At 74.0% G+C, this 21,806-nt stretch carries 25 protein-coding genes; 9 read left to right on the top strand and 16 right to left on the bottom strand.

The window, feature by feature from the left end; all coding sequences use genetic code 11:
• Positions 1 to 144: 144 nt before the first annotated feature.
• Complete coding sequence (locus ABZ444_RS41085; RefSeq protein ID WP_358009262.1) at positions 145 to 765, bottom strand: TetR family transcriptional regulator; 621 nt, start codon at positions 763 to 765, stop codon at positions 145 to 147.
• A 47-nt stretch (positions 766 to 812) separates the two neighbouring features.
• Between ABZ444_RS41085 and ABZ444_RS41080 the strand changes: the two genes are divergently transcribed.
• On the top strand, positions 813 to 2,303 hold the full coding sequence (locus ABZ444_RS41080) for an FAD-dependent monooxygenase (RefSeq protein WP_358009260.1): 1,491 nt from the start codon (positions 813 to 815) through the stop codon (positions 2,301 to 2,303).
• Between the two features lie 7 nt (positions 2,304 to 2,310).
• Here the strand turns inward: ABZ444_RS41080 and ABZ444_RS41075 are convergent, their stop codons facing one another.
• A complete protein-coding gene (locus ABZ444_RS41075) occupies positions 2,311 to 3,054 on the bottom strand; it encodes an SDR family oxidoreductase (protein WP_358009258.1) in 744 nt (247 codons plus the stop codon).
• A gap of 157 nt (positions 3,055 to 3,211) precedes the next feature.
• Entirely contained in the window at positions 3,212 to 3,799 is a 588-nt protein-coding gene (locus ABZ444_RS41070) for a TetR/AcrR family transcriptional regulator (protein WP_358009256.1), read from the bottom strand.
• 58 nt (positions 3,800 to 3,857) lie between these two features.
• On the opposite strand from ABZ444_RS41070, the gene ABZ444_RS41065 reads away from it, so the two are divergent.
• A complete protein-coding gene (locus tag ABZ444_RS41065) occupies positions 3,858 to 4,136 on the top strand; it encodes an antibiotic biosynthesis monooxygenase (protein ID WP_352363589.1) in 279 nt (92 codons plus the stop codon).
• Position 4,137: 1 nt separating this feature from the next.
• Here ABZ444_RS41065 and ABZ444_RS41060 read toward each other — a convergent pair whose 3' ends face one another.
• From ABZ444_RS41060 to ABZ444_RS41045, 4 genes are all read right to left on the bottom strand, one after another.
• Entirely contained in the window at positions 4,138 to 4,809 is a 672-nt protein-coding gene (locus tag ABZ444_RS41060; RefSeq protein ID WP_357980950.1) for a response regulator transcription factor, read from the bottom strand.
• Positions 4,806 to 6,113, bottom strand: a complete 1,308-nt coding sequence (locus ABZ444_RS41055; RefSeq protein WP_358009254.1) for a sensor histidine kinase — start codon at positions 6,111 to 6,113, stop codon at positions 4,806 to 4,808. The genes ABZ444_RS41060 and ABZ444_RS41055 overlap by 4 nt, the downstream gene beginning before the upstream one ends.
• 119 nt (positions 6,114 to 6,232) lie before the next feature.
• Positions 6,233 to 7,939, bottom strand: a complete 1,707-nt coding sequence (locus tag ABZ444_RS41050) for an ABC-F family ATP-binding cassette domain-containing protein (RefSeq protein WP_358009252.1) — start codon at positions 7,937 to 7,939, stop codon at positions 6,233 to 6,235.
• Positions 7,940 to 8,284: 345 nt separating this feature from the next.
• A complete protein-coding gene (locus ABZ444_RS41045; RefSeq protein ID WP_358009250.1) occupies positions 8,285 to 9,202 on the bottom strand; it encodes an NADP-dependent oxidoreductase in 918 nt (305 codons plus the stop codon).
• Positions 9,203 to 9,358: 156 nt separating this feature from the next.
• On the opposite strand from ABZ444_RS41045, the gene ABZ444_RS41040 reads away from it, so the two are divergent.
• Positions 9,359 to 10,129, top strand: coding sequence for a methyltransferase domain-containing protein (locus ABZ444_RS41040; protein ID WP_358009248.1), 771 nt, complete (start codon positions 9,359 to 9,361; stop codon positions 10,127 to 10,129).
• Here ABZ444_RS41040 and ABZ444_RS41035 read toward each other — a convergent pair.
• On the bottom strand, positions 10,126 to 11,298 hold the full coding sequence (locus ABZ444_RS41035) for an NAD(P)/FAD-dependent oxidoreductase (protein WP_358009246.1): 1,173 nt from the start codon (positions 11,296 to 11,298) through the stop codon (positions 10,126 to 10,128). The genes ABZ444_RS41040 and ABZ444_RS41035 overlap by 4 nt on opposite strands.
• Positions 11,299 to 11,426: 128 nt before the next feature.
• On the opposite strand from ABZ444_RS41035, the gene ABZ444_RS41030 reads away from it, so the two are divergent.
• Positions 11,427 to 12,008 carry a TetR/AcrR family transcriptional regulator gene (locus ABZ444_RS41030; RefSeq protein ID WP_358009244.1) on the top strand — a complete coding sequence of 194 codons (582 nt, stop codon included), beginning with the start codon at positions 11,427 to 11,429 and terminating at the stop codon, positions 12,006 to 12,008.
• 22 nt (positions 12,009 to 12,030) lie between these two features.
• Here the strand turns inward: ABZ444_RS41030 and ABZ444_RS41025 are convergent, their stop codons facing one another.
• The gene (locus tag ABZ444_RS41025) at positions 12,031 to 12,420 is read right to left on the bottom strand and encodes a PPOX class F420-dependent oxidoreductase (RefSeq protein WP_358009243.1); all 390 of its coding nucleotides are present in this window, start codon (positions 12,418 to 12,420) and stop codon (positions 12,031 to 12,033) included.
• A gap of 113 nt (positions 12,421 to 12,533) precedes the next feature.
• Positions 12,534 to 12,707 carry a hypothetical protein gene (locus tag ABZ444_RS41020; protein WP_358009241.1) on the bottom strand — a complete coding sequence of 58 codons (174 nt, stop codon included), beginning with the start codon at positions 12,705 to 12,707 and terminating at the stop codon, positions 12,534 to 12,536.
• 53 nt (positions 12,708 to 12,760) lie between these two features.
• Between ABZ444_RS41020 and ABZ444_RS41015 the strand changes: the two genes are divergently transcribed.
• Positions 12,761 to 12,889, top strand: a complete 129-nt coding sequence (locus tag ABZ444_RS41015) for a hypothetical protein (RefSeq protein ID WP_358009239.1) — start codon at positions 12,761 to 12,763, stop codon at positions 12,887 to 12,889.
• A gap of 62 nt (positions 12,890 to 12,951) precedes the next feature.
• On the opposite strand, the gene ABZ444_RS41010 is transcribed toward ABZ444_RS41015, so the two are convergent.
• Positions 12,952 to 14,751 (bottom strand): CocE/NonD family hydrolase, encoded by a 1,800-nt coding sequence (locus ABZ444_RS41010; RefSeq protein ID WP_358009237.1) that lies wholly within the window; start codon positions 14,749 to 14,751, stop codon positions 12,952 to 12,954.
• Positions 14,752 to 14,856: 105 nt separating this feature from the next.
• Positions 14,857 to 16,143 (bottom strand): cytochrome P450, encoded by a 1,287-nt coding sequence (locus tag ABZ444_RS41005; RefSeq protein WP_358009235.1) that lies wholly within the window; start codon positions 16,141 to 16,143, stop codon positions 14,857 to 14,859.
• 120 nt (positions 16,144 to 16,263) lie between these two features.
• Here ABZ444_RS41005 and ABZ444_RS41000 point away from each other — a divergent pair, with 120 nt between their 5' ends.
• Together ABZ444_RS41000 and ABZ444_RS40995 are read left to right on the top strand one after the other, a co-directional pair.
• Positions 16,264 to 17,163, top strand: a complete 900-nt coding sequence (locus ABZ444_RS41000) for a sigma-70 family RNA polymerase sigma factor (RefSeq protein ID WP_358009233.1) — start codon at positions 16,264 to 16,266, stop codon at positions 17,161 to 17,163.
• A gap of 91 nt (positions 17,164 to 17,254) precedes the next feature.
• The gene (locus ABZ444_RS40995) at positions 17,255 to 18,151 is read left to right on the top strand and encodes a polysaccharide deacetylase family protein (RefSeq protein ID WP_358009231.1); all 897 of its coding nucleotides are present in this window, start codon (positions 17,255 to 17,257) and stop codon (positions 18,149 to 18,151) included.
• 33 nt (positions 18,152 to 18,184) lie between these two features.
• On the opposite strand, the gene ABZ444_RS40990 is transcribed toward ABZ444_RS40995, so the two are convergent.
• The 3 genes from ABZ444_RS40990 to ABZ444_RS40980 are packed head-to-tail and all read right to left on the bottom strand — an operon-like array spanning position 18,185 to position 19,725.
• A complete protein-coding gene (locus tag ABZ444_RS40990) occupies positions 18,185 to 18,712 on the bottom strand; it encodes a GNAT family N-acetyltransferase (protein WP_358009229.1) in 528 nt (175 codons plus the stop codon).
• Positions 18,713 to 18,737: 25 nt separating this feature from the next.
• Complete coding sequence (locus ABZ444_RS40985; protein ID WP_358009227.1) at positions 18,738 to 19,334, bottom strand: TetR family transcriptional regulator; 597 nt, start codon at positions 19,332 to 19,334, stop codon at positions 18,738 to 18,740.
• A 1-nt stretch (position 19,335) separates the two neighbouring features.
• Entirely contained in the window at positions 19,336 to 19,725 is a 390-nt protein-coding gene (locus ABZ444_RS40980) for a hypothetical protein (protein WP_358009225.1), read from the bottom strand.
• Between the two features lie 82 nt (positions 19,726 to 19,807).
• Between ABZ444_RS40980 and ABZ444_RS40975 the strand changes: the two genes are divergently transcribed.
• Positions 19,808 to 20,596, top strand: coding sequence for a methyltransferase domain-containing protein (locus ABZ444_RS40975; RefSeq protein WP_358009223.1), 789 nt, complete (start codon positions 19,808 to 19,810; stop codon positions 20,594 to 20,596).
• 88 nt (positions 20,597 to 20,684) lie between these two features.
• Here ABZ444_RS40975 and ABZ444_RS40970 read toward each other — a convergent pair whose 3' ends face one another.
• Complete coding sequence (locus tag ABZ444_RS40970) at positions 20,685 to 21,449, bottom strand: NAD(P)-binding domain-containing protein (RefSeq protein ID WP_358009221.1); 765 nt, start codon at positions 21,447 to 21,449, stop codon at positions 20,685 to 20,687.
• Positions 21,450 to 21,556: 107 nt separating this feature from the next.
• On the opposite strand from ABZ444_RS40970, the gene ABZ444_RS40965 reads away from it, so the two are divergent.
• Positions 21,557 to 21,799 carry a hypothetical protein gene (locus ABZ444_RS40965; protein ID WP_358009219.1) on the top strand — a complete coding sequence of 81 codons (243 nt, stop codon included), beginning with the start codon at positions 21,557 to 21,559 and terminating at the stop codon, positions 21,797 to 21,799.
• Positions 21,800 to 21,806: the final 7 nt, after the last annotated feature.

The following is a 21,806-nucleotide window of genomic DNA, read 5'->3' as shown; positions in this document are numbered from 1 at the left end:
TACGAGGGTACGGCCTCACGTTATCGGGGAGCGCGGGGCGGGCGCTTCTCCGATCCTGACCGGTGGGCCCGTCCCGCCGCGGAGAGGGGGTTCAGGAGCGGGCGCCGTCGATGAAGTCGAGCAGGTCCCGGTCGATGCCGACGCCTACCGGGCGGGCGCCAGCCCCCGCGCCAGCACGTCGAAGGCCAGGTCGACGGCCGCGACGTGGTCGGCCAGCACGTCGGCGGCCCGCTCCCCGGCCAGTTGCCGGGCCGCGGTGGCCAGGAAGGCCGAGCGGAAGGCGCCGACGAGCAGCGCCGCGGTCAACCGGCCGGGCAGCCCCTCGCCGGACTCGTCGATCAGGGCCGCGAGCACGGCCTCCAGCTCGTCGGCGATCTCCCTGGCGCGCGCCCGCAGCGCGGCGGAGCCGATCACCACCCGGAAGAAGTGCACGAACCGGTCGTCGACCCCGCCGAGCGGGTGGCCCTCGCGCGCGTGCCGGACGAGCATGTCCCGCAGCGCGGACAGCACCGGCTCGCCCGGCCGGCGGCCCCGGACGGTGTCGGTGACCAGGTCGACCAGCTCGGGGACGCGGTCGAAGAAGATGTCCTCCTTGCGGGGGAAGTAGTTGAACACCGTCACCTTGGAGACGTCCGCCGCCTCGGCGATCTCGCCGATGGTCACCTCGTCGAAGCCGCGTTCGTAGAACAACATCGAGCCGTGGTCGGAGATGCGCCTGCGGGTCTCGGCCTTCTTGCGTTCGCGGAGCGATGGAGTCTCTTTCACGAGAAAAGTGTATCGCACTCAAAGTTTAGTCGGGTATAGTTTTTGCCATGGACTACGAAGTGATCATTTCCGGTGGCGGTCCCGTTGGCCTGATGCTCGCCTGCGAGCTGCGGCTGCACGACGTGCGCGTGGCGGTCCTGGAGCGGCTGACCGACATCGACCAGACGGTCAAGGCCGGCTCGGTCAACACGCCCACCGCCGAGGCCTTCTACCGGCGCGGCCTGCTCCCGGTGCTGGAGGAGGCCCAGGCCGAGACCATGAAGGCGGTTCAGGCGTTCATGGCCCAGCGGGGCGGCGCGGCGGCGGCCGGGCAGCCCAAGATCTCCGCCTTCGCCGGGCACTTCGCCGGGTTGTGGCTGCTGACCGACCTGGTGGACGAGAGCGACCCCGACTTCGCCGACCACGGGCCGGCCGCCCGCCTCAGCGGCATCCGGCAGCAGGACGTCGAGCGGGTGCTCGGCGAACGGGCCGCCGAGCTCGGCGTGGACGTGCTGCGGGGCGTGGAGCTGACCGGCTTCGAGACCTCCGCCGACGGGGTCGTCGTGCGGGCGGGCGAGCGGGAGTTCCGCTGCGGGTGGCTGGTGGGCTGCGACGGCGGCCGCAGCACCGTGCGCCGCCTGGCCGGCTTCGACTTCCCGGGCACGCCCCCGCTGATCACCGGCCACCAGGCCGTCGTGACGATGGAGGGCGGCGAAGGGCTCGGCACCGGCTGGACGCACACCGACACCGGCACCTACGCCAACGGGCCGACCCCCGGCCGCATCCTGACCGTGGAGTTCGACGGGCCGCCCGAGGACCGCACCACGCCGGTCACCGCCGAGGAGCTGCAGGCCGGCCTGCGGGCCGTCTCCGGCGTGGACGTCACCATCACCGGCGTCAGGACGGCCACCCGCTTCACCGACAACGCCCGCCAGGCCACCACCTACCGGCTCGGCCGGGTCCTGCTGGCCGGCGACGCGGCGCACGTCCACTCGCCCTTCGGCGGCCAGGGGCTCAACCTGGGCATCGGCGACGCCGTCAACCTCGGCTGGAAGCTCGCCGCCGTCGTCCGGGGCCGCTCGGCCGAGGCGCTGCTGGACACCTACACCGCCGAGCGCCACCCCATCGGCGCGTGGGTGCTCGACTGGACCCGCGCCCAGGTGGAGCTCATGCGGCCCGAGGCCCGTTCCCGGGCGTTGCGGGCCGTCGTGTCCGACCTGATCGGCACCACCGCGGGCACCACGTACTTCGTCAAGCGGCTCTCCGGCGTCTGGCACCGCTACGAGCTGCCCGGCGACCACCCGCTGGTCGGCCGGAGCGTCCCCGACCTGGAGCTGGCCGACGGCACCCGGGTCGGCGACCACCTGCACGAGGGGCGCGGGCTGCTCCTGGACCTCGGGGCCGGTCTGGCGGCCGACCCGCGGGTGCCGGTGCTGGCGGCCAAGCCGGTGGACGTCCGCGACTTCGGCGGCCTGCTGGTCCGGCCGGACGGCGTCGTCGCCTGGGCGGGCGACGCGCCGGACGCCGCGCTGGAGGAGGCCCTGGCCGCCTGGTTCTGACGGCGCCCTACTCCCCGGCCGCCCAGTCCCGGTACGTGGTCCGGCCCAGCGTGGCGTCGTCGTCGGGCACCAGCGAGCGCTCGGTCAGCTCGCTGCCGAAGTAGCGGGCGTGCTCGTCGGTGACCACCTCGCGCGGGTCGCCGAGGCCGGCCAGCGCGTCGCGGAAGAACTCGTCCATCCGGAACTGCTCGGGGCCGGCGACCTCGGTCCGGCCGTTCAGGGGCGCCCCGAGCGCGACCCGGGCGACCGCCGCCGCCACGTCGTCGCCCGCGATGGGCCGGAACAGCACGGGCGCGATGTGCACCTCGCCGTCGACGGCCGACTCGTCGGCGATCCCCCGCACGAACTCGAAGAACTGCGTCGCGTGCACCAGCGAGTACGGCAGGCCCGACTTCTCGATCAGCCGCTCCTGGGCGATCTTCGCGGCGAAGTAGCCGTTGTCGGGCATGCGCTCGGTGCCCACGACCGACAGCGCGACGTGGTGGCCGACGCCCGCCGCCGCCTCGGCGGCCAGCAGGTTGCGGGTGGAGGTCTCGAAGAACTCCAGCACCGCGGCCCGCTCGAACGACGGCGAGTTGGAGACGTCCACCACGACCTGCGCGCCCTCCAGGACCGCGGCCAGCCCCTCCCCCGTGAGGGTGTCGACGCCGGTACTCGGGGACGCGGCGACCGCCTCGTGCCCCTGTCCGGTCAGCCCGCGCACGAGCTTCGACCCGATCAGGCCGGTTCCGCCGATCACGACAACCTTCATGACGACCTCCCTCTCGCCCGGGGCACCTCGTGTGCCGTCCGGTCGCCGGCTGATGTCATGTCCAGCCGGCGGCCTGGTGGCACCCGTTGTGACGCCTCCATTACCCGACGATGTCCTGTCATGTCCGTACGGCCGGGCGGCGGGAGGGCGCGACTGGTCAGTCGTGCGCGGGCGGCAGCACCCCGGCGACCAGGGCGCGCAGGGCGGCCAGGGCCCCGGCGGCGTCGACGCGCTCGGGGGCGACCAGCCACTGCTGGTGGATGCCGATGCCGGCGCCGATGAGCGCGACGGCCAGGGGCTCCACCGGCAGGCCCGGCGGCAGCGGCAGGCGTTCGAGCCAGCGCCTGCAGTGGTCGCGCAGCGTGTCGTGGATCTCGACGTAGCGGTCGCGGATGGGCGAGCCGGGCTCCAGCGCCTCGACCAGCAGGGTGACGAAGAGCTTGGTGGTCGGCAGGGCGAACATCGCGCCGACGCCCTGGTCGAACGGCCCGAAGTCCGGCTCGCCGGTCCCGAGGGCGTCGGCGAGGCCGTCGCGCACCCTGGCCACCGAACGTTCGAGAACGGCCAGCAGCAGGCCCTCCTTGCCGCCGAAGTGCCACGGGATGGACCCGCGGCTGATGCCCGAACGGGCGGCCACGTCATGGAACGTGGTCTGCCGGTAGCCCTTCTCGGCGAACAGCTCCGCCGCCGCGTTGAGGATGAGCTCACGGCTCTCGTTGCTGGTCTGTTCCCGTCGCGTTGTCACGCCACCTCCTCTGTGCTATCTATCGTATTCTATGTTGGGCAACACAGAGGAGAGACCCGTGCACGTCGCCATGATCGCCACGCACTACCCGCACGCCGCCCATCGGGAGGAGTTCGTCGGACGGGTGCGCAAGGTGGCCGAAGCGTTCCGGAGCATGCCGGGCTGCCTGTCGGCGGAGTGCTGGCTGTCGGAGGAGGCGGTGGTCTCCATCGTGCGCTGGGAGTCGGACGAGGCGTTCGCCGCGTCGCTGGCCGCGCTCGGCGCCGCCGACGTCGACGTGGCCTTCGACGAGCGCGAGGCCCGGCCGCGCGAGATCGTCCGGCTGGCCGCCGCCTGAGCTAGTAGCCCGAGGGGCGGACCAGCCCCGTCTCGTACGCGAAGACCGCCGCCTGGGTGCGGTCGCGCAGCCCGAGCTTGACCAGGATCCGGCTCACGTGGGTCTTGACCGTCTGCTCGGCGATCACCAGGCGCTCGGCGATCTCGGCGTTCGACAGGCCCTGCGCGATCAAGGCCAGCACCTCGGTCTCGCGCTCGGTCAGGTCGCCCACGCGCTCCTTCAGCGGCGCCCGCGGCGCGCGGCTCACCCGGGTGAACTCGGCGATCAGGCGCTTGGTGACGTTCGGGGCCAGCAGCGCGTCGCCGGTCGCCACCACCCGCACCGCGTGGGCCAGCTCGGCCGCCGAGGCGTCCTTGAGCAGGAAGCCGGACGCCCCGGCGCGCAGCGCCTCGTAGACGTAGTCGTCGAGGTCGAACGTGGTCAGGACGAGCACCTTCGCCGACGCGTCCGGACGGGCGGCGATCCGGCGGGTGGCCTCGATGCCGCCGAGCTCGGGCATGCGCACGTCCATGAGGACGACGTCGGGGTCCAGCTCGGCGACCTTGGCGACGGCGTCGAGCCCGTTGACGGCCTGGCCCACGACCTCGATGCCGGGCTCGGCGTTGAGCAGCACGGTGAAGCCCTGGCGGACCATGACCTGGTCGTCGGCGATGAGCACGCGGATGCTCGTCATGAGGTGGCCTGGACGCCTTTCTGCGAGTCGACCGGCAGGAACACGCTGACCTCGTAGCCGCCGTCCGGCGTGGGCCCGGCGACGAGGTCGCCGCCCAGCATGGCGGCGCGCTCGCGCATGCCGAGCAGCCCGTGCCCGGCGCCGGGCGAGGACCGCGCCGGCCTGGCGGGCGGCTCGTTGACGACCCGGATCGCCAGGGCGCCGGGCCGGTACGTCAGCCGGACCGCCACCGCCGCGCCCGGGGCGTGCCTCATGGCGTTGCTGAGCGCCTCCTGCACGATCCGGTACGCCGACAGCTCCACGCCCGGCGACAGCGGGCGCGCCTGCCCGGCGATCTCGGCGGTGAGCGTGACGCCCGCGCCGCGCACGTTGGCCACCAGCTCCTCCAGCCGGTCGAGCGTGGGCTGCGGCGCGTCGCCCGGCTGATCCTGGGCGCGCAGCACGCCGAGGACCCGGCGCAGCTCGGTCAGCGCCTCGACGGCGTTCTCCCGGATGCCGGCCAGGTTCTCCCGCAGCTCCTGCGGCGGGTCGTCCACCAGGTGCGGCGCGACCTGGGCCTGGATGGAGATCACCGACATGTGGTGGGCGACGACGTCGTGCAGCTCGCGGGCGATCCTGCTGCGCTCCTCCAGCAGCGTGCGGCGGGCCCGTTCCTCGGCCGTCAGCTCCTCCTGGGCCTCCAGCCGGGTACGGGTCGTCCTGAGCTGGCGCACCCCGGCCCCGACGGCGACCGCGACCGCGTCGGCCAGCAGGGCCGTCATCCCCAGCCCGCCCCCGTTGCCCTCCGGCATGAGCACCACGATCGCCACCACGGTCAGCGTGGTGATCGCCAGCGCCTTGACGGCGACGCCGGGGCGTACCCGCAGCGCCAGCAGGAACAGCACGCCGGCCTGCAGGGCGACGCCCGAGCCCGTCCACGGGAAGGCGGTCGGGTCGGCGCGCGGCAACGGCCGCCTCTCGAACGTCTCGGGATGCACCGTCCAGGGGAGGCTCAGGTGCTGCGACACGTAGACCATGGCCGACCGCGCCCCGGCGACCATGAGGGCGATCGTCGCCCACCAGGCCGCCAGCGGGCGCCACATCGCCAGCACCATGGCCGCCGCCATGGCCATGGCCAGCAGTGGGACGGTCGGGTCGATGCCGATCCCGCCGGGGTACAGGCCCATGGCCAGCGCGTACAGGGCGACGGCGACGTGCGGGAGCCGGGACAGTGCGCGCGGCCTGCCCATGCGGGGCAGGGGATCGGGGGCCATGGTCCACAGGTCCGCGCCCAGCGCGGCGAGGGCCTTCCGCAGCCTGCTCATCCGCCCTCGCCCACGTTCCTTCTGTCCTGACTTGCACCCTTGGCCCAGCTTACGGGTGAGCCGGTCACGATCCGCGCGAGGTCCGCCGGTGCCGAGGCGGAGACGAACGTGGACGTACCTCAGCCCGCCCCGGGCAGGTGCAGACGGCGTCCCTGCCAGCGGGCGCGCAGCCAGCGGTCATGGCTGGCCACCACGACCGCGCCGGGGCCGTGCTCGGCCATGGCGGCCTCCAGCTCGTCGGCGAGGCCCGGCGACAGGTGGTTGGTGGGCTCGTCGAGCAGCAGCACGTCGGGAGGATCGGCGATCAGCAGCGCCAGCGCGAGACGGCGGCGCTGGCCGACGGACAGCTCCCCCACCCGCAGGTTCGTGTCGCGGGCGCGGATCAGGCCGAGCGAGCGCAGCGGCACGGCCTCGGCGCGCTCCGGACCGAGAACCCGCTCGTAGGTCTCCCGCACCGTGCGGCCGGGGTGCTCGAACGTCGTGTCCTGGGGCAGCAGGCCGACGGTCAGCCCCGGCCGCCGCCGTACCGGCCCGGCCGGCTCCAGGTCGCCGGACAGGACCGCGAGGAGGGTGGACTTGCCCGCGCCGTTCGGGCCGGTCACCAGCAGCCGGTCCCCCTGCCGCAGGTCGAGCCGGTCGAGCGCGAGCCGCCCCGCCACCCGGACGTCCCGCGCCGACACCAACAGCTCACCGCCGCCACGGTCCCCCTCCGGACCTGCAGAAGAAGAGAGGGCCGCGTCGCTCCCCCCTCCTTCCCGAGCTTCAGTGGGCGGGAGGGGGGCGGTGAGGCGGGGGCGCAGGCGCAGTGGGGGCGGCGGGGCGGGGACCTGGTCGCGTTCCAGCTCGGCGAGCCGGCGGGCGGCGTCGCGCACCCGCCGGGAGACCTGCTGCTGCACCCGCCCGGCGCGGTGGCCGTAGCCCATCTTCTCGTTGTCGCGGCGCAACCCGTCCTGCGCCACCCGCCGCGCGGTCACCGCGACGGCGCGGCGCAGCTCGTCCAGTTCCTCCTGCTCGGCCGCGTGACGCCGCTCCCAGCGTGCGCGCTCGGCGCGTTTCCCGGTCAGGTACGCGCTGTAGCCGCCGCCGTACCGGACGGGGCCGTCCACGGCGGGGTCGAGGTCGAGCAGGTCCGTGCAGACCGCGTCGAGGAAGGCCCGGTCGTGGCCGGCCACGACCACCACCCCGGTCATGCCGCGCAGCTCCTCCTCCACGAAGACGGCGGCGTCGTCGTCGAGGTGGTTGGTGGGCTCGTCGAGCAGCAGCGCGGCGGGACGCCTGATCAGCAGCGCCGCCAGGGCCAGCCGGCCGCGCTGTCCGCCGGACAACGACCCGAGCGCGCGCGTACCCGGCACGCCGCCCAGGCCCAGCCGGTCGAGGACGATCTCCGCCCGCCGGTCGGCGTCCCAGGACTCGTGCCGCTGCGCCTGGTCGAGCCGGGCCCCGTACGCCTCGAGCAGCGCGGCGTCGTCCGGCGACCCGGCCAGCTCGCGGGTGAGCCGGTCGAGCTCGGCCAGGTCCGTGCGCGCCTCGCGCAGGGCGTCGTCGAGCACGTCGGCGAGCGTGTCGCCGGCCGCGAACGGCAGCTCCTGGTGCAGGAAGCCCAGGTCGGCGGGCCGGACGACGGTGCCGGAGTCGGGTTCGTCCACGCCGGCCAGCAGGCGCAGCAACGTGGACTTGCCCGCGCCGTTCTCGCCGATGAGCCCGATCCGGCGGCCGGGGGCGGCGGTGAGCGAGAGGCCGTCGAGCACGCGCCGCGTGCCCAGCGTCCGGACGAGATCGTGGGCCAGCAGCGCGTCGCCGGCCGGCGGGCAGGGGTTGGAGACCATGTGAACCTCGGAGGAGGACGCGGGCGCGCCGAAGCCGCCCGGTGAAGGGGACAAGGTTTCGGGGAACGACGAAAAGGCCCACGTCGGCGGCGCTCACGCGCTCACGCCGGGGCCGATCACCCTCCGGTGTCACCCGGAGATGTCGTCGTCACCTGCCATGTCCGGTCTCCTGACCGTAGATCACAAACGTTCCCACCGTAGCCTACGCGGTCCACCCCGCGGGCAGGCCCGGACGCCCGGGGTGACCGCCGCGCGGCAGGCGGCGTCGAGCCCGGCCGGCGAGACGGCGGTCGCGCCGTCCAGCCAGGCCCGTATCAGCCCCATGAACGCCCCACCACGCCGCCGCTACGGCCTGAGCACGATCTTGCCGTGGGTGTGCCGCCGTTCCAGCTCGCCGAACGCGTCCCTGACCCGCTCCAGCGGGTACACGCGGGCGATCGGCACGTCCAGCTGCCCCCGCGCGGCGAGCCGGGCCAGCTCCCCCACCACGACCGCGCACGCGGCCGCCCCTTCCCCGTACGTCCGCGCGCCGACCCTGGCCGCGCCCGCCCAGTCGCAGATCGTGTCGATCCGCTCGGGCCGCACGCCCAGCTCGACCGCCAGATCGACGTAGCCGTCCCCGTAGGTGTCGACGAACGCGTGCACCTTCCCGCCGGAGGCCGACCGGATGCGCTCGGCCACGCCCTCCCCGTACGCGACCGGCACGACGCCGTGCCCGGTCAACCAGGCGTGGTTGGCCTCGCTCGCCAGCCCGATCACCGTCGCGCCCCGCCGCCGCGCGAGCTGCACGGCGAGGGACCCGACGCCGCCCGCCGCCCCGGACACCACCACCGTCTCCCCCGGCCCCGGATCGACCGCGAACACCGTGGCGTACGCCGTCGTGCCGCCCACGTACAACGACCCGGCCACCTCCCAGGGCAGCCCCGCGGGCCGCAGGGTCAGCGCCACGTCGTCGGCCACGACGAACTCCGCGTGGCTCGCCCTGCGATGGGTGAAGCCGAGCACCTCGTCGCCCACCGCGAACCCGCGCACCTCCGGACCGGCCGCCACCACCACACCGGCCAGATCGCTGCCCTGCCCGGACGGGAACGTCGCCGGCCAGCGTCCGTGCCGCGCCCCCTGGCGGATCATCGTCTCGCCCGGCTGGATCCCGGCCGCCCGCACCTCGACCAGCACCTGACCGGGGCCCGGCGCCGGACGCTCGACCTCCTCCACCCGCAGGACGTCGATCCCGCCGTACTCGTGGAACCGCACGGCCTTCATCGCGTGATCACCCTCCTCGTCCGGACCGGCCCTCGCACGGCCGCAGCCCACCCTGCCCCTCGCGCGCCTGCGGCGGAACGGACCACTCTTCCCAGGACCGCCGATCCCAGGAACCGGCTTGACTTCAAGCGCACTTGAAGTCGCAGGATCCCGCACATGACCAAGAACCAGACGACAGGCCGTACCGGCGGGGAGACCGACGCGCTCATCGCCCTGCTCGACCTCGCGGACAACCTGCCCGGGACGGCCGAGCTGCGTGCGCGTTCCTACGAGCTGCTCGGCCTCGCCCCGCGGGCGGCGGTGGCCGACGTCGGCTGCGGATCCGGCCGCGCGGTGGCGGAGCTGGCCGGGCTCGGCGCGCGCGCGATCGGGGTCGACCCCGACGAGCGGATGATCGGCGTGGCGGCCGGGCGGTGGCCCGCCGGCGAGTTCCGGGTGGCGGAGGCGTACGCGCTGCCGTTCGCCGACGGCGAGCTGCGCGGCTATCGGGCCGAGAAGGTGTACCACGTCCTGGACGACCCGGCCCGCGCCGTGGCCGAGGCGCGGCGCGTGCTCGCCCCCGGCGGGCGGATCGTGCTGCTCGGGCAGGACTGGGACACCTTCGTCATCGACTCCGGCGACGCCGCGCTCACCCGCCGGATCGTGCACGCCCGCGCCGACCTCGTCAGGTCGCCCCGCGTCGTCCGCCGCAGCCGCGACCTGCTGCTGGACGCCGGCTTCTCCGACGTCACCGTCGAGGTGCACACCAGGGTCTTCACCGACGCGACGATGGTGCCCGTACTGGCCGACCTCGCGGGGAAGGCGTGTTCGGCCGGGGCGGTCGGCGCGGCGGAGGCCGAGGGCTGGCTCGCCGAGCAGCGGGAGCGCGGGCGGGCCGGGCGGCTGTTCCTCGCCCTGCCGCTGTTCGTGACCGCGGCCACGCGTTAGCCCGCCGAGGCCGGGTCAGCGGCGGGGCGGGGCGGGGCGAAGGCGGCGAGCTCGCCGCTCTCGTGCCGTTCGAGCAGGGCCTCGGCGCCGTGCTCCAGGGAGCGGGCCGCGTCCGCCGCGCGCGGGAGCATTGTCGTCTCGTACGCGGCCACGGCCTCGGCCACCGCGGCGGAGCCGGCCAGCGCGAGGGCGAGCTCGCAGGCGTCGAGCATGGCCAGGTTGGCGCCGACGCCGAGCGGCGGCATGAGGTGGGCGGCGTCGCCGAGCAGGGTCACGCTGGACGACCGCGCCCACACGTGCGGGACGGGCAGCGCGAACAGCGGACGGTCGACGTACGGCCCGTCGTTGCCGGTGATCATCCGGAGCAGGTCCGGCGACCAGCCGGAGAACGCGTCGAGCAGCCGGGCGCGGATCCCGGCGGTGTCTCCGGCGCTCAGGCCGCTCGCGGCGATCCACCCGGCGGGCAGGCGCTGGATGACGTAGACCCGGATGTGGTCGCCGCCGTTGCGCTGGGCGAACAGGGCGCGGTCGCCGTCGGCCGCGGTGGCGCCGCCCTGGCCGACGAGCGCGGCGAGGCCGGGGTGGGCGTTCTCGACGTCGTGGAACCACGCCTCCAGGAAGGTGACCCCGGTGTAGCGCGGCGCCGCGGGCGAGACCGCCGGCCGAACCCGGGAGAACGCGCCGTCGGCCCCGACGACCAGGTCCGCCTCGACGGACGTGCCGTCGCGGAAGTGCACCCGCCGCGGGCCGCCGGGCGGGCCGGTGACCTTCTCGACGGCCGCGCCCCACCGCACGGTCCCGGGCTCCAGCGAGCCGAGCAGCAGGTCGCGCAGCACGCCCCGGTCGATCTCCGGCTTGAAGAGCTCGCCTGCGGCCGGGACGTGGTGGTCGAGCAGCCGTCCGGACGGGTCGAGCAGCCGCATCTCCTGCCCTTCCGGGCGGGCCAGCCGGAGGAAGTCGTCGAGCAGGCCGGCCTCACGCAGGGCGGCCTGCCCGTCGTCGGCGTGCAGGTCGAGGGTGCCGCCCTGGTCGCGGGCCCGGGGGTGGGCGTCGCGGTCGTGGACGGTCACGGGGATGCCGTGCCGTTGCAGGACGCGGGCGCAGGTGAGCCCGCCGGGGCCTGCTCCGACGACATGGATCCGCGCGGTGGCGGGTGCGGGCGAGCGCATGACTGGACCTCTCGTTCGCGATCAGGGGTGGGTACGGCGAGCGCCGCCGTTCCAGAGAAGCAGAACGAGTACAAAAGTGCAACTGGTCCACTAATTCACTCATGCCACCTTTTGGTAGGGTGGGCGACATGGACACGCCACCCGTCACCGGCCGCCGCGAACGCAAGAAGGCCGCCACCCGCAGAGCCATCGCCGACGCCGCCCTGCGCCTGTTCCTCGAGCACGGCTACGACCGGGTGAGCGTCAGGGACGTCGCCGAGGCGGCCGACGTGTCGACCACCACGCTGTTCAAGCACTTCCCGAGCAAGGAGGCGCTGGTCTTCGACGAGGAGGCCGACCGGGAGGCGGAGCTGGTCGCGGCGGTGCGCGGGCGTCCGGAGGGGCAGAGCGTCGTCGAGGCGCTGCGCGGGCACGTGCTGGCGTCCTGGCCGCAGGTCGCGGCCCATCCGCTGCGGGCCGGGTTCACCGAGCTGGTGGAGTCCACGCCGGCGCTGCTGGCGTACTACGAACGGATGTGGACCCGGCACACCGCCGCCCTCGGCGCGGCCATCGCCGAGGACGCGGGCGTGGCCCCCGACGACGTCGCCTGCCACGCGCTCGCCCGGTTCGTCCTGGAGACGCCGGCGCTCACGCGGGGGCGGCCGGATCTTCGCGGGGCCGTCGAGCAGGTCTTCGACCTCCTCATGCACGGCTGGCGCCCGCCGCGCTAGCGGCCGGCGCCGGCCCGCGCCCTCAGACGGTCCTGGACGACCGACCGCCGTCGATCCCCCACGAGACGATCCGGACGGGGGTGATCACGATGACCTCCCGCGAGAAGTACGGCACCGGCGGCTCGTGGTCGGCCAGGGCCACCGCCGTGCCCCGGATCTCGATGCCGCGCACCACCCACGGGTCGGCCGAGGCCAGGTCGTCCACGACGAGGGCGACCGTGCTGCCCCCCTGGACGTTCCTGAACTTCTTGGAGGCGCCCATCGCGTGCCCGCCGATGGTGATCGTGCCCGTGGCGGCGTCCACGAAGAAGCCCACGGGGTTGTTCTGCACGTCGCCGGAGGGGGAGACGGTGGCCAGCCGGCCGAGGTGCTGCCCGGCCAGGTAGTCGAGCTCTGCCTGCGTGAAGGTCATGCGGGGAGTATGCAACCTTGACACCGGCGTCACCCCAAATCCACCCATTCCATCAGTTCGGGTCCCGGATGATGTGCCAGCATTCGGCCATGAGCGACGACGACCTGATCGAGTTACGGCGCGAGCTCCACCGCCACCCCGAGCCGGCCGGCCAGGAGCGGCGTACCGCGGCCCTGGTGGCGCAGGCGCTGCGGGAGGCGGGCCTGGAGGTCCGGACCGGCGTCGGCGGCCACGGCGTGGTGGCGGTCCTGGACGCCGTCCCGCCGCGCGAGGTGTACGCCCTGCACTGCGCGTTCAACGGGGAGGATTTCGGGCTGTTCCTGGAGCGGGCGCCGGGGCGATGTTCTTCTTCGGCGTGGGCGAGCGGGGCGTGCCGCACGCCCCGGACTTCGTGGCGGACGAGCGCGCGATCGCCCTCGGCGTCGAGGCGATGGCCGGGTTCCTGCGCGCCCGCGGCGAGGCGCTCTGACGTTCCCCGGCCCGGCGGATCGGGTGCGCGCCGGGCCGGGAGAGGAGCCGGGGACGGGCCGGTCAGCGGCGGGACAGCCGCAGCGGGAAGGTGCCCGCGCCGACGCCGCCGAGGGTGGTGGTGTAGGCCGCGAGGTACCGGTCCAGGTACGGCGAGCGGTCACCCTGGGTGGGCACGTCGTGCCGCGTGGACAGCAGGTCCAGGCTCAGCCGCGCGCCGGAGACCTTGATCGTGTTGCCCGAGGGCACGTCCAGCCAGCCGTTGGACTCGATGGTGCCGATCTGGACGCCCAGGCGGTGGCCCGGCTCGAAGGTCCAGTCGGCCGACTTCAGGTCGAACGCGATCGGGCCGCCGCGCTCCAGCAGGGCGACGTTCTCGTCGAACATCGTCGCCCGGCCGTCGGGGGCGACGTCCCACAGGCGGACCATGACGTTGCCGTTGGTGCTCGCGTCGAGCCTGATCCGCGGCGTGCCGGTGAGCCTGAGCTTCTCGGCGGCGGGCGTGGACCAGGTCCAGTAGCTGCCCGCGGCGGCCGCGCTCTGCCTGGCCGAGCTCTTCTCGGCGGTGGAGAGCGGTTCGAGCGGCGGCGCGTGCTCCATGTCCCAGCGGCCGGAGGGGGGCGTGGTCGCCGTCGCCGCGGCGCCGCCGCCGTCGTCCAGGTACGCGCCGGCCGACAGCCGGGCCTCGTACGACGTCGTGACCACCGGCCAGGTCGGCTGCGCGCGCCACACGCCGAGGCTGTCCTCGATCGCGTACGCCGGGTCGCCCACCGAGGGACGCACGCCGCGCAGGTACTGGTCGTAGAACCGCAGCACCTCGTCGAACCAGCCGGCCCGTCCCTGCAGCAGCCGGCCCTGGGCGTCGCGGTCGTTGCCGCGCACGTGCTCCCACTGGCCGAGCCAGCCGCGCTCGCGCCCGCGGTGGTTGTCCAGGTAGACCTCCATGTCCTCGGGCTTGGTGTTGGGCTCGATGAAGCCCTGGGTGACCAGCAGCGGCGTGCTGGTGCCGGCCGCCCGGTCGGCCAGGTTGCGCGCCCGCCAGTACGCCGAGCGCAGGTCGGGATTGTTGTTGTTGGTGATGTTGTCGGTCAGGCAGGCGGGATGGGCGGTCTCGTACTGGGCGTTCGCCTTGTACCGGTCGCTGTCCCCGGCCATCGGCGCCATCGTCGCGATCGAGTTGTACGCCTCCGGCGTGCCCGTGACGTTGGGCCGCGGGACCTTGTTGCTGAACAGGTAGTTGTACATGTTCCAGACCGGTTCCTGGGCGACGACCGCCTTCAGGCTCGGCAGCCTGAGGTTGTTGCCGACCAGGCCGGTGACCGCGTCGTACGACTTGCCGTACATGCCGACCTTGCCGGTCGACCAGGGCTGGGCCGCCGACCACTCGACGGCGGCCCGCACGTCGGCCTGCTCGCCCGGCCCGACCCAGTCGAGGCAGCCGGTGCTGCCGCCGAAGCCGCGCAGGTCGACCATCACGAAGGTGTAGCCGCGGGCCATCAGTCCGGCGCCGTCGACGAAGTCCCGGAACCGTGCCGACGGCCCGACCTGGTCCCATCCCTCCGGGCCGGTCTGCCCGGCGTGGGCGAAGTAGGGGCCGACCGAGACGATGACCGGCGTCCGCGCGCCGGCCGGCAGGTGCGCCGGGCGCAGCACGTCGGCGTGGAGCTCGACGCCGCTGCCGTCGGCGGAGGGGAAGTACGCCTCCGTCCAGGCGGCGCCCGCGGGGACCCGGGGGTTCTCCTCGTGCGTCACCCCCGGCGCCGTGGTCCGGGCCGAGGCGGGCGGGCCGCCGGTGGCGAGGGTGGTGATCGTGACCAGGACGCCGGCCGCCACAGTGGCCGTCGCCTTCCCGCGGATGTTCATCGACTCTCCCCGTGCATAGATGTGCCGGCGGCGTCCGAACGAGCGTGCATCACTCATATGCCAGCGGGCACGCCCAGGCAAGCCCCGCCACACCCGTCCGGGAAGTCAGCGGGGGAAGCGGCGGGTCAGGCGCATGCGGATGTCGTGCTCGGCCCACAGCACGAAGCGTTCGACGGGCGTCACCGGATGGTCCTCGACCGGCTCGAAGGCGAACCTCCTGAGCAGCACGGCGAGCACCAGCTCGGCCTCCACCATGGCCAGGCTCGCGCCCTCGCAGCCGCGCGGCCCGAGGCCGAAGGGAAGGTAGGCGTAGCGGTGGCGGGCGGCCTGCTCCTCGGGGGTGAACCGGGCGGGCCGGAACGCGTGCGGGTCCGGCCAGTGGCGGGGGTCGAGGTGGACGGCCCAGAAGGGGTAGAAGATCGTGGTGCCCGCCGGGACGTGGTGGCCGCCGAGGGTGAGGTCCTCGGTGGTCTCGCGGGCGCCGTACGGGCCGGGCGGGTAGAGCCGCATCGACTCCTTGAGCGCCATCTCCAGGTACGGCAGGCGCCGCAGGTCGGCGTACTCGGGGGCGGCCCGGTCGCCCAGCACGTCGTCCAGCTCCGCTGCCACCCGCGCGGCCGGGCCGGGGTGGCGCGCGAGCAGGTGCAGGGTCCAGGAGACGGCCACGCCGGTGGTGTGGTGGGCGGCGAGCATGATCATGAGCACGGTGTCCCTGATCCGGGCGGGCGACATGTCCGCCTCGGCCAGGGCGGTGACCAGCTCGCTGCCGCCGCGGGCCAGCACCCCGTCCACGACCTCGCGCAGGTACGCCAGTGCCCGGTCGCCGCGCGCGAGGTCGTCGTCGCGCTCGTACAGGCGGCCCAGGTGGACGGTCAGCACGGTCTCGAACGCGCTCACCACCCGCGCCGGGTCGGCGAGGCCGCCGCCCAGGGCGTACTGGGCGATCATGCGCAAGGACAGCTCGCTCAGGTCCTGCTGGAGCGCCACCGGGCCGTCGGCGGCGCGGCGCTCCCAGCGGTCGGCCAGCTCGGTGGCCAGGGTGACGAAGCCGGCGAAGTGCGCCTCGTGCGAGCGGCGGCCGGCGAGCACCGAGAGCAGGACCCGGCGGAAGGGGCCGTGCTCGTCGGCGGGGAGCGTCTGCAGGTTGCCGGCCTCGCACAGGGGAGCCAGGAACTCGAAGAGCTTGTCAGGACGTTCGTCGATCGCGGCCGTGGCCTCCAGCAGCACGGGGTCGGCGACCGAGATCGCGGCCGGCGCGCCGGGGAGCTGGAAGCGCACCAGCGGGCCGTACCGCTCGTGCAGCCGGAGCTGGTAGGTGTGCAGGCCGCCGGCGGCCGCGATGGCGCTCAGCCCGCCGTCCGCCGCGGGAGGAGGGCCGGGGATGTCACGCATCCGGCCACCGTCTCGCGTGCGCGCCCGCCCGGCAAGTGCCCCCGGACCGGCGGCGGTCACCTTTCTGCGGTTCAATCCGTCAGCAGGATGAGGACGCCACCTTTAAGAGGAAATATCGCCATGACTCACCATGACCTGCTGGCCGACCGGTTTGAGGGGCATCGTCCCCGTCTGAAGGCGGTCGCCTACCGCATGCTCGGCTCGCTGACCGAGGCCGAGGACGCGGTCCAGGAGGCGTGGCTGCGGCTGGCGCGCTCGGACTCGGGCGACATCGCCGACCTGGGCGCCTGGTTGACCACCGTGGTGAGCCGGGTCTGCCTGGACATCCTGCGCGCCCGCAAGGCCCTGCGGGAGGAGCCGCTGGAGGCGCGGCTGCCGGACCCGGTGGTCGGACGGGCCGAGACCGCCGACCCGGCGCCCGACCCCGAGCAGGAGGTGCTGCTGGCCGACTCGGTGGGCCTGGCGTTGCTGGTCGTGCTGGAGTCGTTGTCGCCGGCCGAGCGGCTGGCGTTCGTGCTGCACGACATGTTCGGCCTGCCGTTCGAGCAGATCGCGCCCATCGTGGAGCGCACGCCGGTGGCGGCCAAGAAGCTGGCCAGCCGGGCGCGTCAGCGGGTGCGCGGCGCGGCCCCGACCCCCGATCCCGACCTCGCCGCTCAGCGCCGGGTGGTGGAGGCGTTCCTGGCCGCGGCCCGCGAGGGCGACTTCGACGCGCTGCTGGCCGTCCTCGATCCGGACGTGGTGCTGCGCGCCGACCGCGGCCTGCTCACCGGCGGCATGAAGGTGGTCCGCGGCGCCGCGGACGTGGCCGGGCAGGCCACCGCCTTCCGCCGCTCGCCCATCGGCGCGGTCGCCCGCCCGGCGCTCGTCAACGGTCTGGCAGGCCTGGTCAACACCGTCGAAGGCAGGCTGTACTCGGTCATGAGCTTCACCGTCAGCGACGGCCGGATCGTCACGATCGACATCCTGGCCGACCCCGACCGGCTGGCCGCGCTCGACCTCACGCCCATGGAGCTCTGATCGCCGGGCGGTGATTGACGAAGGTCGTCGCGGTGCTGGACGATCGGTCGCGCGGGGTCGTCCACGGCCGCCACCTACGAAGGGTTCCCTGATGACGCTCGCCTCCCGGCTCGGCCACGCCCCCGACGACCGGCTGCTCATCGTCAACGCCGACGACTACGGCATGAGCCGGTCGGCCAACCTCGGCATCACCTCCCTCCTGCGGGCCGGGGCGATCAGCTCGGCCACGGTGATGACGCCCTGCCCGTGGGCGCCGCAGGCCGTCGCCGCGGCCGCGGGCTTCGACGTCGGGGTGCACCTGACGCTGACCAGCGAGTGGGCGGGCTACCGCTGGGGCCCGGTCACCCGTGACCGGCCCGTCCCCACGCTGGTGGACGAGACCGGCTACTTCTTCCGCGACTGCGCCTCCTTCGAACGGTCCGCCGACCCCGGCGAGGTCCGCGTCGAGATCGTCAACCAGATCCGCAAGGCCGTCGCGCTCGGCCTGGACCCCTCGCACGCCGACAACCACATGGGCAGCCTGTACGGCCTGGCCACCGGCCGCCACTTCCTGGACGTCGTCCTGCCGGTGTGCGCCGAGTTCGGCCTGCCCTTCCGCCTGCCGCGCTCGCTGGCCGGCACCGGCGCGCCGGAGGAGCTGGAGCCCGTGGCGCGGGCCCTGGCCGCGATGGCCGACGAGGCCGGGGTGGTCATCCTCGACCACCTGTGGTCGCTGCCCTTCCAGCAGTCCGACGGCGAGGACTACGACTCGCTCAAGAAGGACATGATCGGGCTGCTGCGCTCGCTGCGACCGGGCGTGACGGAGATCTACATCCATCCCTTCGAGGACACCGACGAGCTGCGCGCCATCATGCCGGGCGCGGCCAAGCGCGGCTGGGAGCTCGCCCTGTTCACCGACCCCGACGTCCGGGAGGCCCTGGACGCCGAGGACGTCAAGCTGATCGGCTGGCTGGACCTGCGGGCCGCGCAACGCGGGGAACGCCCGTGACCTCGGGCGAGTCCCGGTCCGCCGGGTGAGCCGCTATCCGGGGGCGGTGGGCACCAGGTAGCGGCGTTTGCGCTCGGTGAGGTCGAGGAGCCGGCCGCCGTTGGCCTCGATGACCCGCCGGGAGGCGGCGTTCGGGCGGTCGCACATGACCAGGGCGGGGTCGACGCCCAGCCGCCGCGCGATCGGCAGCGCCGCGGCCAGCATCGCCGTCGCGTGGCCCAGGCGGCGGGCCCCCGGGCGCACGTCGTAGCCGATGTGGCCGCCGAACCGTTCCAGCTCCGGGGTGAGCCGGTGGCGGACGGCCAGCCTGCCGAGGAACCGGTCGCCGTCGGCCCACCACAGCGTGGTCATCGGCACGAACCCCGCGCGCACGCCCGCCTGGGTGCGCTCGCCCAGCACCCGCCGGACGTAGGCCGCGAAGGCCGCCGGATCGGTCAGCGCCCCGGGATCGACGTCCTGGACGAACCACGGGACGGGGAAGTCACGGTCGGCCCGGAACTCGGCCACCGCCGCCAGGAACGACGTCCGCAACCCGGGCGTGGGATCGACGAGAGCCGGCATGCCGACCATCATGCCCGACGGCCGGTCAGGACGGACGGGGCGTGCTGGCGGTGGCGCGGTCGAAGAGGTCGGCCAGCTCGGCGGCGCAGTGGTCGGGGTCGAGGCCGCCGGCGACCCGGTCGGCCACCGCGTCGATGCCGGCGCGCAGGGACGTTGCCATCAGGACGCTGTCGAACGGCCGGAACGCGCCGCTGCGCTGGCCGTCCTCGAACAGGGCGACCAGCCTGGCGATGGCGGCGTCCCGCTCGTCGCCCCCCACGGGCGCGCGGTTGAACGCGATCTGCTGGACCGCGCGCACGTGGGCCGGATGGGCCGCGATGAAGGCGATGTTCGCCCTGATGAACGCCTCCAGCTGGGCGCGGGCGCCGGAAGCGGCCTCGATCACCGGCCGCATGAAGGCGGCCGCGTCGGAGACGACCTGCCGGACGACGGCCTCGAAGAGCTGCTCCTTGGTGGAGAAGTGGTAGGAGATCAGCCTCTTGCTGCTGAGCCCGGCATGGTGACAGATGGCCTCGAACGTGGTCTCCGCGTAACCCCGCTCGGCGAGCACGGCGATCGCGGCCGAGGCGATCTGGGCCTTGCGGGCCTCGGTGGCCGCCTGACGGGTTCCGGAGCTCTCCATGTCAGCCCAGCTTGCCACGCTTCGGGAACGCCGCACGCACGGCACGGCGGTTGACGACGACCGCGACGGCGGCGACCAGGACGCCGACCACGGCCTGCTCGGCCTTCATCCACAGCGGGTAGCCGCTGTCCGGCGCGAGGAGGATGAGCACGACGCCGATGGGCGCGGCGACGGAGACGAAGCGGATGCGCACGTAGGCGGCCCGGCTGCCCCGGGCGGCCTGCCCGGCGAGGGAGACGAGCCAGGCGGAGGCGGCGGCGACCGCGGCGGCGCGCAGCCACACCACCCAGTTGCCGCCGACGACGGCGGCCACGCCGAGCGTGGCGATCGACAGAAGCAGCACGGCGGCGAAGAGGATCCGGACGAGCCGCCAGACCTGGTTGTTATCCATAAGAATAAATTTATACGCCTGGATAACAAAGTGCGAGAGAAAATCCGTCGCCGCCGTCCCGGCAGGGCGGCCACGATCGATCATGACCGTGACACGAGAGGTACTCACCTACTACGCACAGGATCTGGAGCACGACCGGCTCCGCGAGGGGCGCGGCCGCCTGGAGTTCTGGCGCACCCAGGACGTGCTCCGCCGCACGCTGCCACCGGCCCCCGCCCGGGTCCTCGACGTGGGCGGCGGCACCGGCGTACACGCCGAATGGCTGCTGGCCGACGGCTACGAGGTGGAATTGCTGGGCCCCGTGCCGCTGCACGTGGAACGGGCGGCGAGGGTGCCGGGGCTGCGCGCCCGGGTCGGTGACGCACGGCGGCTGCCCGTGCCGGACGGCGGCGCGGACGCCGTCCTGCTGCTGGGCCCGCTCTACCACCTCGCCGACCGGGCCGACCGGCTGCGGGTCCTGAGCGAGGCCCGGCGCGCCGTACGGCCCGGCGGGCTGGTGGCCGCGGCCACCATCAACCGGTACGCGGCCGTGCTCGACACCGTCAACCTCGGCACCTACCTGGAGGAACGGCAGCGGGAGGCGGCCCATGCCGCCGCGGCGGACGGCGTCATGCTCTCCCCCAGGCGCGGCTTCACCGCCTACTTCCACCGCCCGGACGAGGTGGCCGCCGAGTTCGCCGACGCCGGGCTGCCCGGCACCGCCCACTACGGCCTGGAGGGCACCTTCTGGCTGCACGGCGACGTCAACGACTGGCTCGACGACCCGGACCGCCGGGCCCTGCTCCTGGACGCACAGCGCTCGATGGAGTCGGAGCCCTCGCTCCTGGGCGCCAGCGGACACCTGCTGACCGCCGCCCACCGGCCCGGCTGAGTTTCCTTACCCGCCCTTGATCTCCGAAGGCACGGAGGAAGGGTGATCGACTTCTGTCTGGACACCCGGCCCGGCCGGGAGCTCTCGGTCAGGTGAGGCGGTCGAGCAGGTCGTCGAGCGTGTCGGCCAGGGCCTGCGACCTGGCCGGGGTGAACCAGGTGGTGCGGACGCGTTCGTTGCTGCCGTTCGGGGTCTCGTGGTCGGCCGCGAGCCGCGCCAGCGAACGGCTCTCGTCGCCCAGGGCCCGCCCGAGCCCCTGGAACAGGCCGCGGACGTAGCCCTCCGCCACCTCGGGCGGCACACCGTGCCCGGCGGCCCACGTGCTGAGCGTGGCCAGGTAGGACAGGTGGGTGGTGAGCGTGGCGGTCAGCGCGGAGAAGACGTTGAAGGCCGCCTCGTCCTCGGCCACGAGCACGCCGCCCAGCCGTCCGAACAGGGCGTCCGTCACCGGGTGGGCGGGCCAGGTCACCGTGACGGAGTCGCGGTCGCGGACGGCGGGCAGGGGGATGGCGCGTACCAGGGTGGCGCCGGTGTCCAGGAGCTTGCGCAGCTCGTCGACGGCCACGCCGGCCATCACGTTGACCACGATCGTGTCGTCGGCCACGCGCAGGCCGGCCAGCGCGTCGTGCCGGTCCGGCGGGCGTACGGCGATGACGACCAGCTCGGCGCGGTCCACCACCTCCTGGTTGGAGGCGCACACGTGCACGTCCTCGTAGCGCTGCGACAGCTCCGCCGCCGCGCGCGCACCCCGCGGGGAGAGGAACACCTCGGGACGCTCGCCGGGGCCCTCGCACAGGCCCGTCACGATGGCCCGGCCGATCTCGCCCACCCCGATGACCCCGATCCGCTTCACCGTGTCTTCCTCCCGATCCGTGGTCGTCCGTACTACAGCAGTCTGTACCGTCGCTTCGGTTGCTGGCGGGATTCAGCGCGGAGGTCGGCGTCCCTAGCGTTGTCCTCATGAGCGATCCGTACAGAATTGACACATATGAGCGGCCGGCGCACAGCCCGCGGACCCGGCCGCGGCGACCGGCGTCGCGTGCCCTGCTGTGGGTCCTGGCGGTGGGCGGAGCCTCGGTGAACGTGGCGGCCAACATCGTCACGCGGGGAGATCTGAACCCCCTGGGGCTGTTGTCGGGCGTGGTGGGCGTGGCCGGCATCGCCGGCCTGCTGATCCTGCGCTTCGCCGGAGGCCGGTCGTGAGGCCCGT

It is taken from the genome of Nonomuraea sp. NPDC005730 (genome assembly GCF_040630865.1).
Taxonomy (GTDB): Bacteria; Actinomycetota; Actinomycetes; order Streptosporangiales; family Streptosporangiaceae; genus Nonomuraea.
Note: the sequence above shows the minus strand (reverse complement) of the source record. Positions and strands in the feature narration are given on the sequence as shown.

Excerpts from the sequence above, each read along its gene's own strand:
- ABZ444_RS41045 (WP_358009250.1), bottom strand. The coding sequence starts at position 9,202 with ATGAAGGCCGTGCGGTTCCACGAGTACGGCGGGATCGACGTCCTGCGG.
- ABZ444_RS41080 (WP_358009260.1), top strand. The coding sequence starts at position 813 with ATGGACTACGAAGTGATCATTTCCGGTGGCGGTCCCGTTGGCCTGATG.
- ABZ444_RS41030 (WP_358009244.1), top strand. The coding sequence starts at position 11,427 with ATGGACACGCCACCCGTCACCGGCCGCCGCGAACGCAAGAAGGCCGCC.
- ABZ444_RS41005 (WP_358009235.1), bottom strand. The coding sequence starts at position 16,143 with ATGCGTGACATCCCCGGCCCTCCTCCCGCGGCGGACGGCGGGCTGAGC.
- ABZ444_RS41055 (WP_358009254.1), bottom strand. The coding sequence starts at position 6,113 with ATGAGCAGGCTGCGGAAGGCCCTCGCCGCGCTGGGCGCGGACCTGTGG.
- ABZ444_RS40990 (WP_358009229.1), bottom strand. The coding sequence starts at position 18,712 with ATGCCGGCTCTCGTCGATCCCACGCCCGGGTTGCGGACGTCGTTCCTG.
- ABZ444_RS41050 (WP_358009252.1), bottom strand. The coding sequence starts at position 7,939 with ATGGTCTCCAACCCCTGCCCGCCGGCCGGCGACGCGCTGCTGGCCCAC.
- ABZ444_RS40975 (WP_358009223.1), top strand. The coding sequence starts at position 19,808 with ATGACCGTGACACGAGAGGTACTCACCTACTACGCACAGGATCTGGAG.
- ABZ444_RS41000 (WP_358009233.1), top strand. The coding sequence starts at position 16,264 with ATGACTCACCATGACCTGCTGGCCGACCGGTTTGAGGGGCATCGTCCC.
- ABZ444_RS40995 (WP_358009231.1), top strand. The coding sequence starts at position 17,255 with ATGACGCTCGCCTCCCGGCTCGGCCACGCCCCCGACGACCGGCTGCTC.
- ABZ444_RS41035 (WP_358009246.1), bottom strand. The coding sequence starts at position 11,298 with ATGCGCTCGCCCGCACCCGCCACCGCGCGGATCCATGTCGTCGGAGCA.
- ABZ444_RS41010 (WP_358009237.1), bottom strand. The coding sequence starts at position 14,751 with ATGAACATCCGCGGGAAGGCGACGGCCACTGTGGCGGCCGGCGTCCTG.
- ABZ444_RS40985 (WP_358009227.1), bottom strand. The coding sequence starts at position 19,334 with ATGGAGAGCTCCGGAACCCGTCAGGCGGCCACCGAGGCCCGCAAGGCC.
- ABZ444_RS41025 (WP_358009243.1), bottom strand. The coding sequence starts at position 12,420 with ATGACCTTCACGCAGGCAGAGCTCGACTACCTGGCCGGGCAGCACCTC.
- ABZ444_RS41075 (WP_358009258.1), bottom strand. The coding sequence starts at position 3,054 with ATGAAGGTTGTCGTGATCGGCGGAACCGGCCTGATCGGGTCGAAGCTC.
- ABZ444_RS40980 (WP_358009225.1), bottom strand. The coding sequence starts at position 19,725 with ATGGATAACAACCAGGTCTGGCGGCTCGTCCGGATCCTCTTCGCCGCC.
- ABZ444_RS41040 (WP_358009248.1), top strand. The coding sequence starts at position 9,359 with ATGACCAAGAACCAGACGACAGGCCGTACCGGCGGGGAGACCGACGCG.
- ABZ444_RS41060 (WP_357980950.1), bottom strand. The coding sequence starts at position 4,809 with ATGACGAGCATCCGCGTGCTCATCGCCGACGACCAGGTCATGGTCCGC.
- ABZ444_RS41015 (WP_358009239.1), top strand. The coding sequence starts at position 12,761 with ATGTTCTTCTTCGGCGTGGGCGAGCGGGGCGTGCCGCACGCCCCGGAC.
- ABZ444_RS40965 (WP_358009219.1), top strand. The coding sequence starts at position 21,557 with ATGAGCGATCCGTACAGAATTGACACATATGAGCGGCCGGCGCACAGC.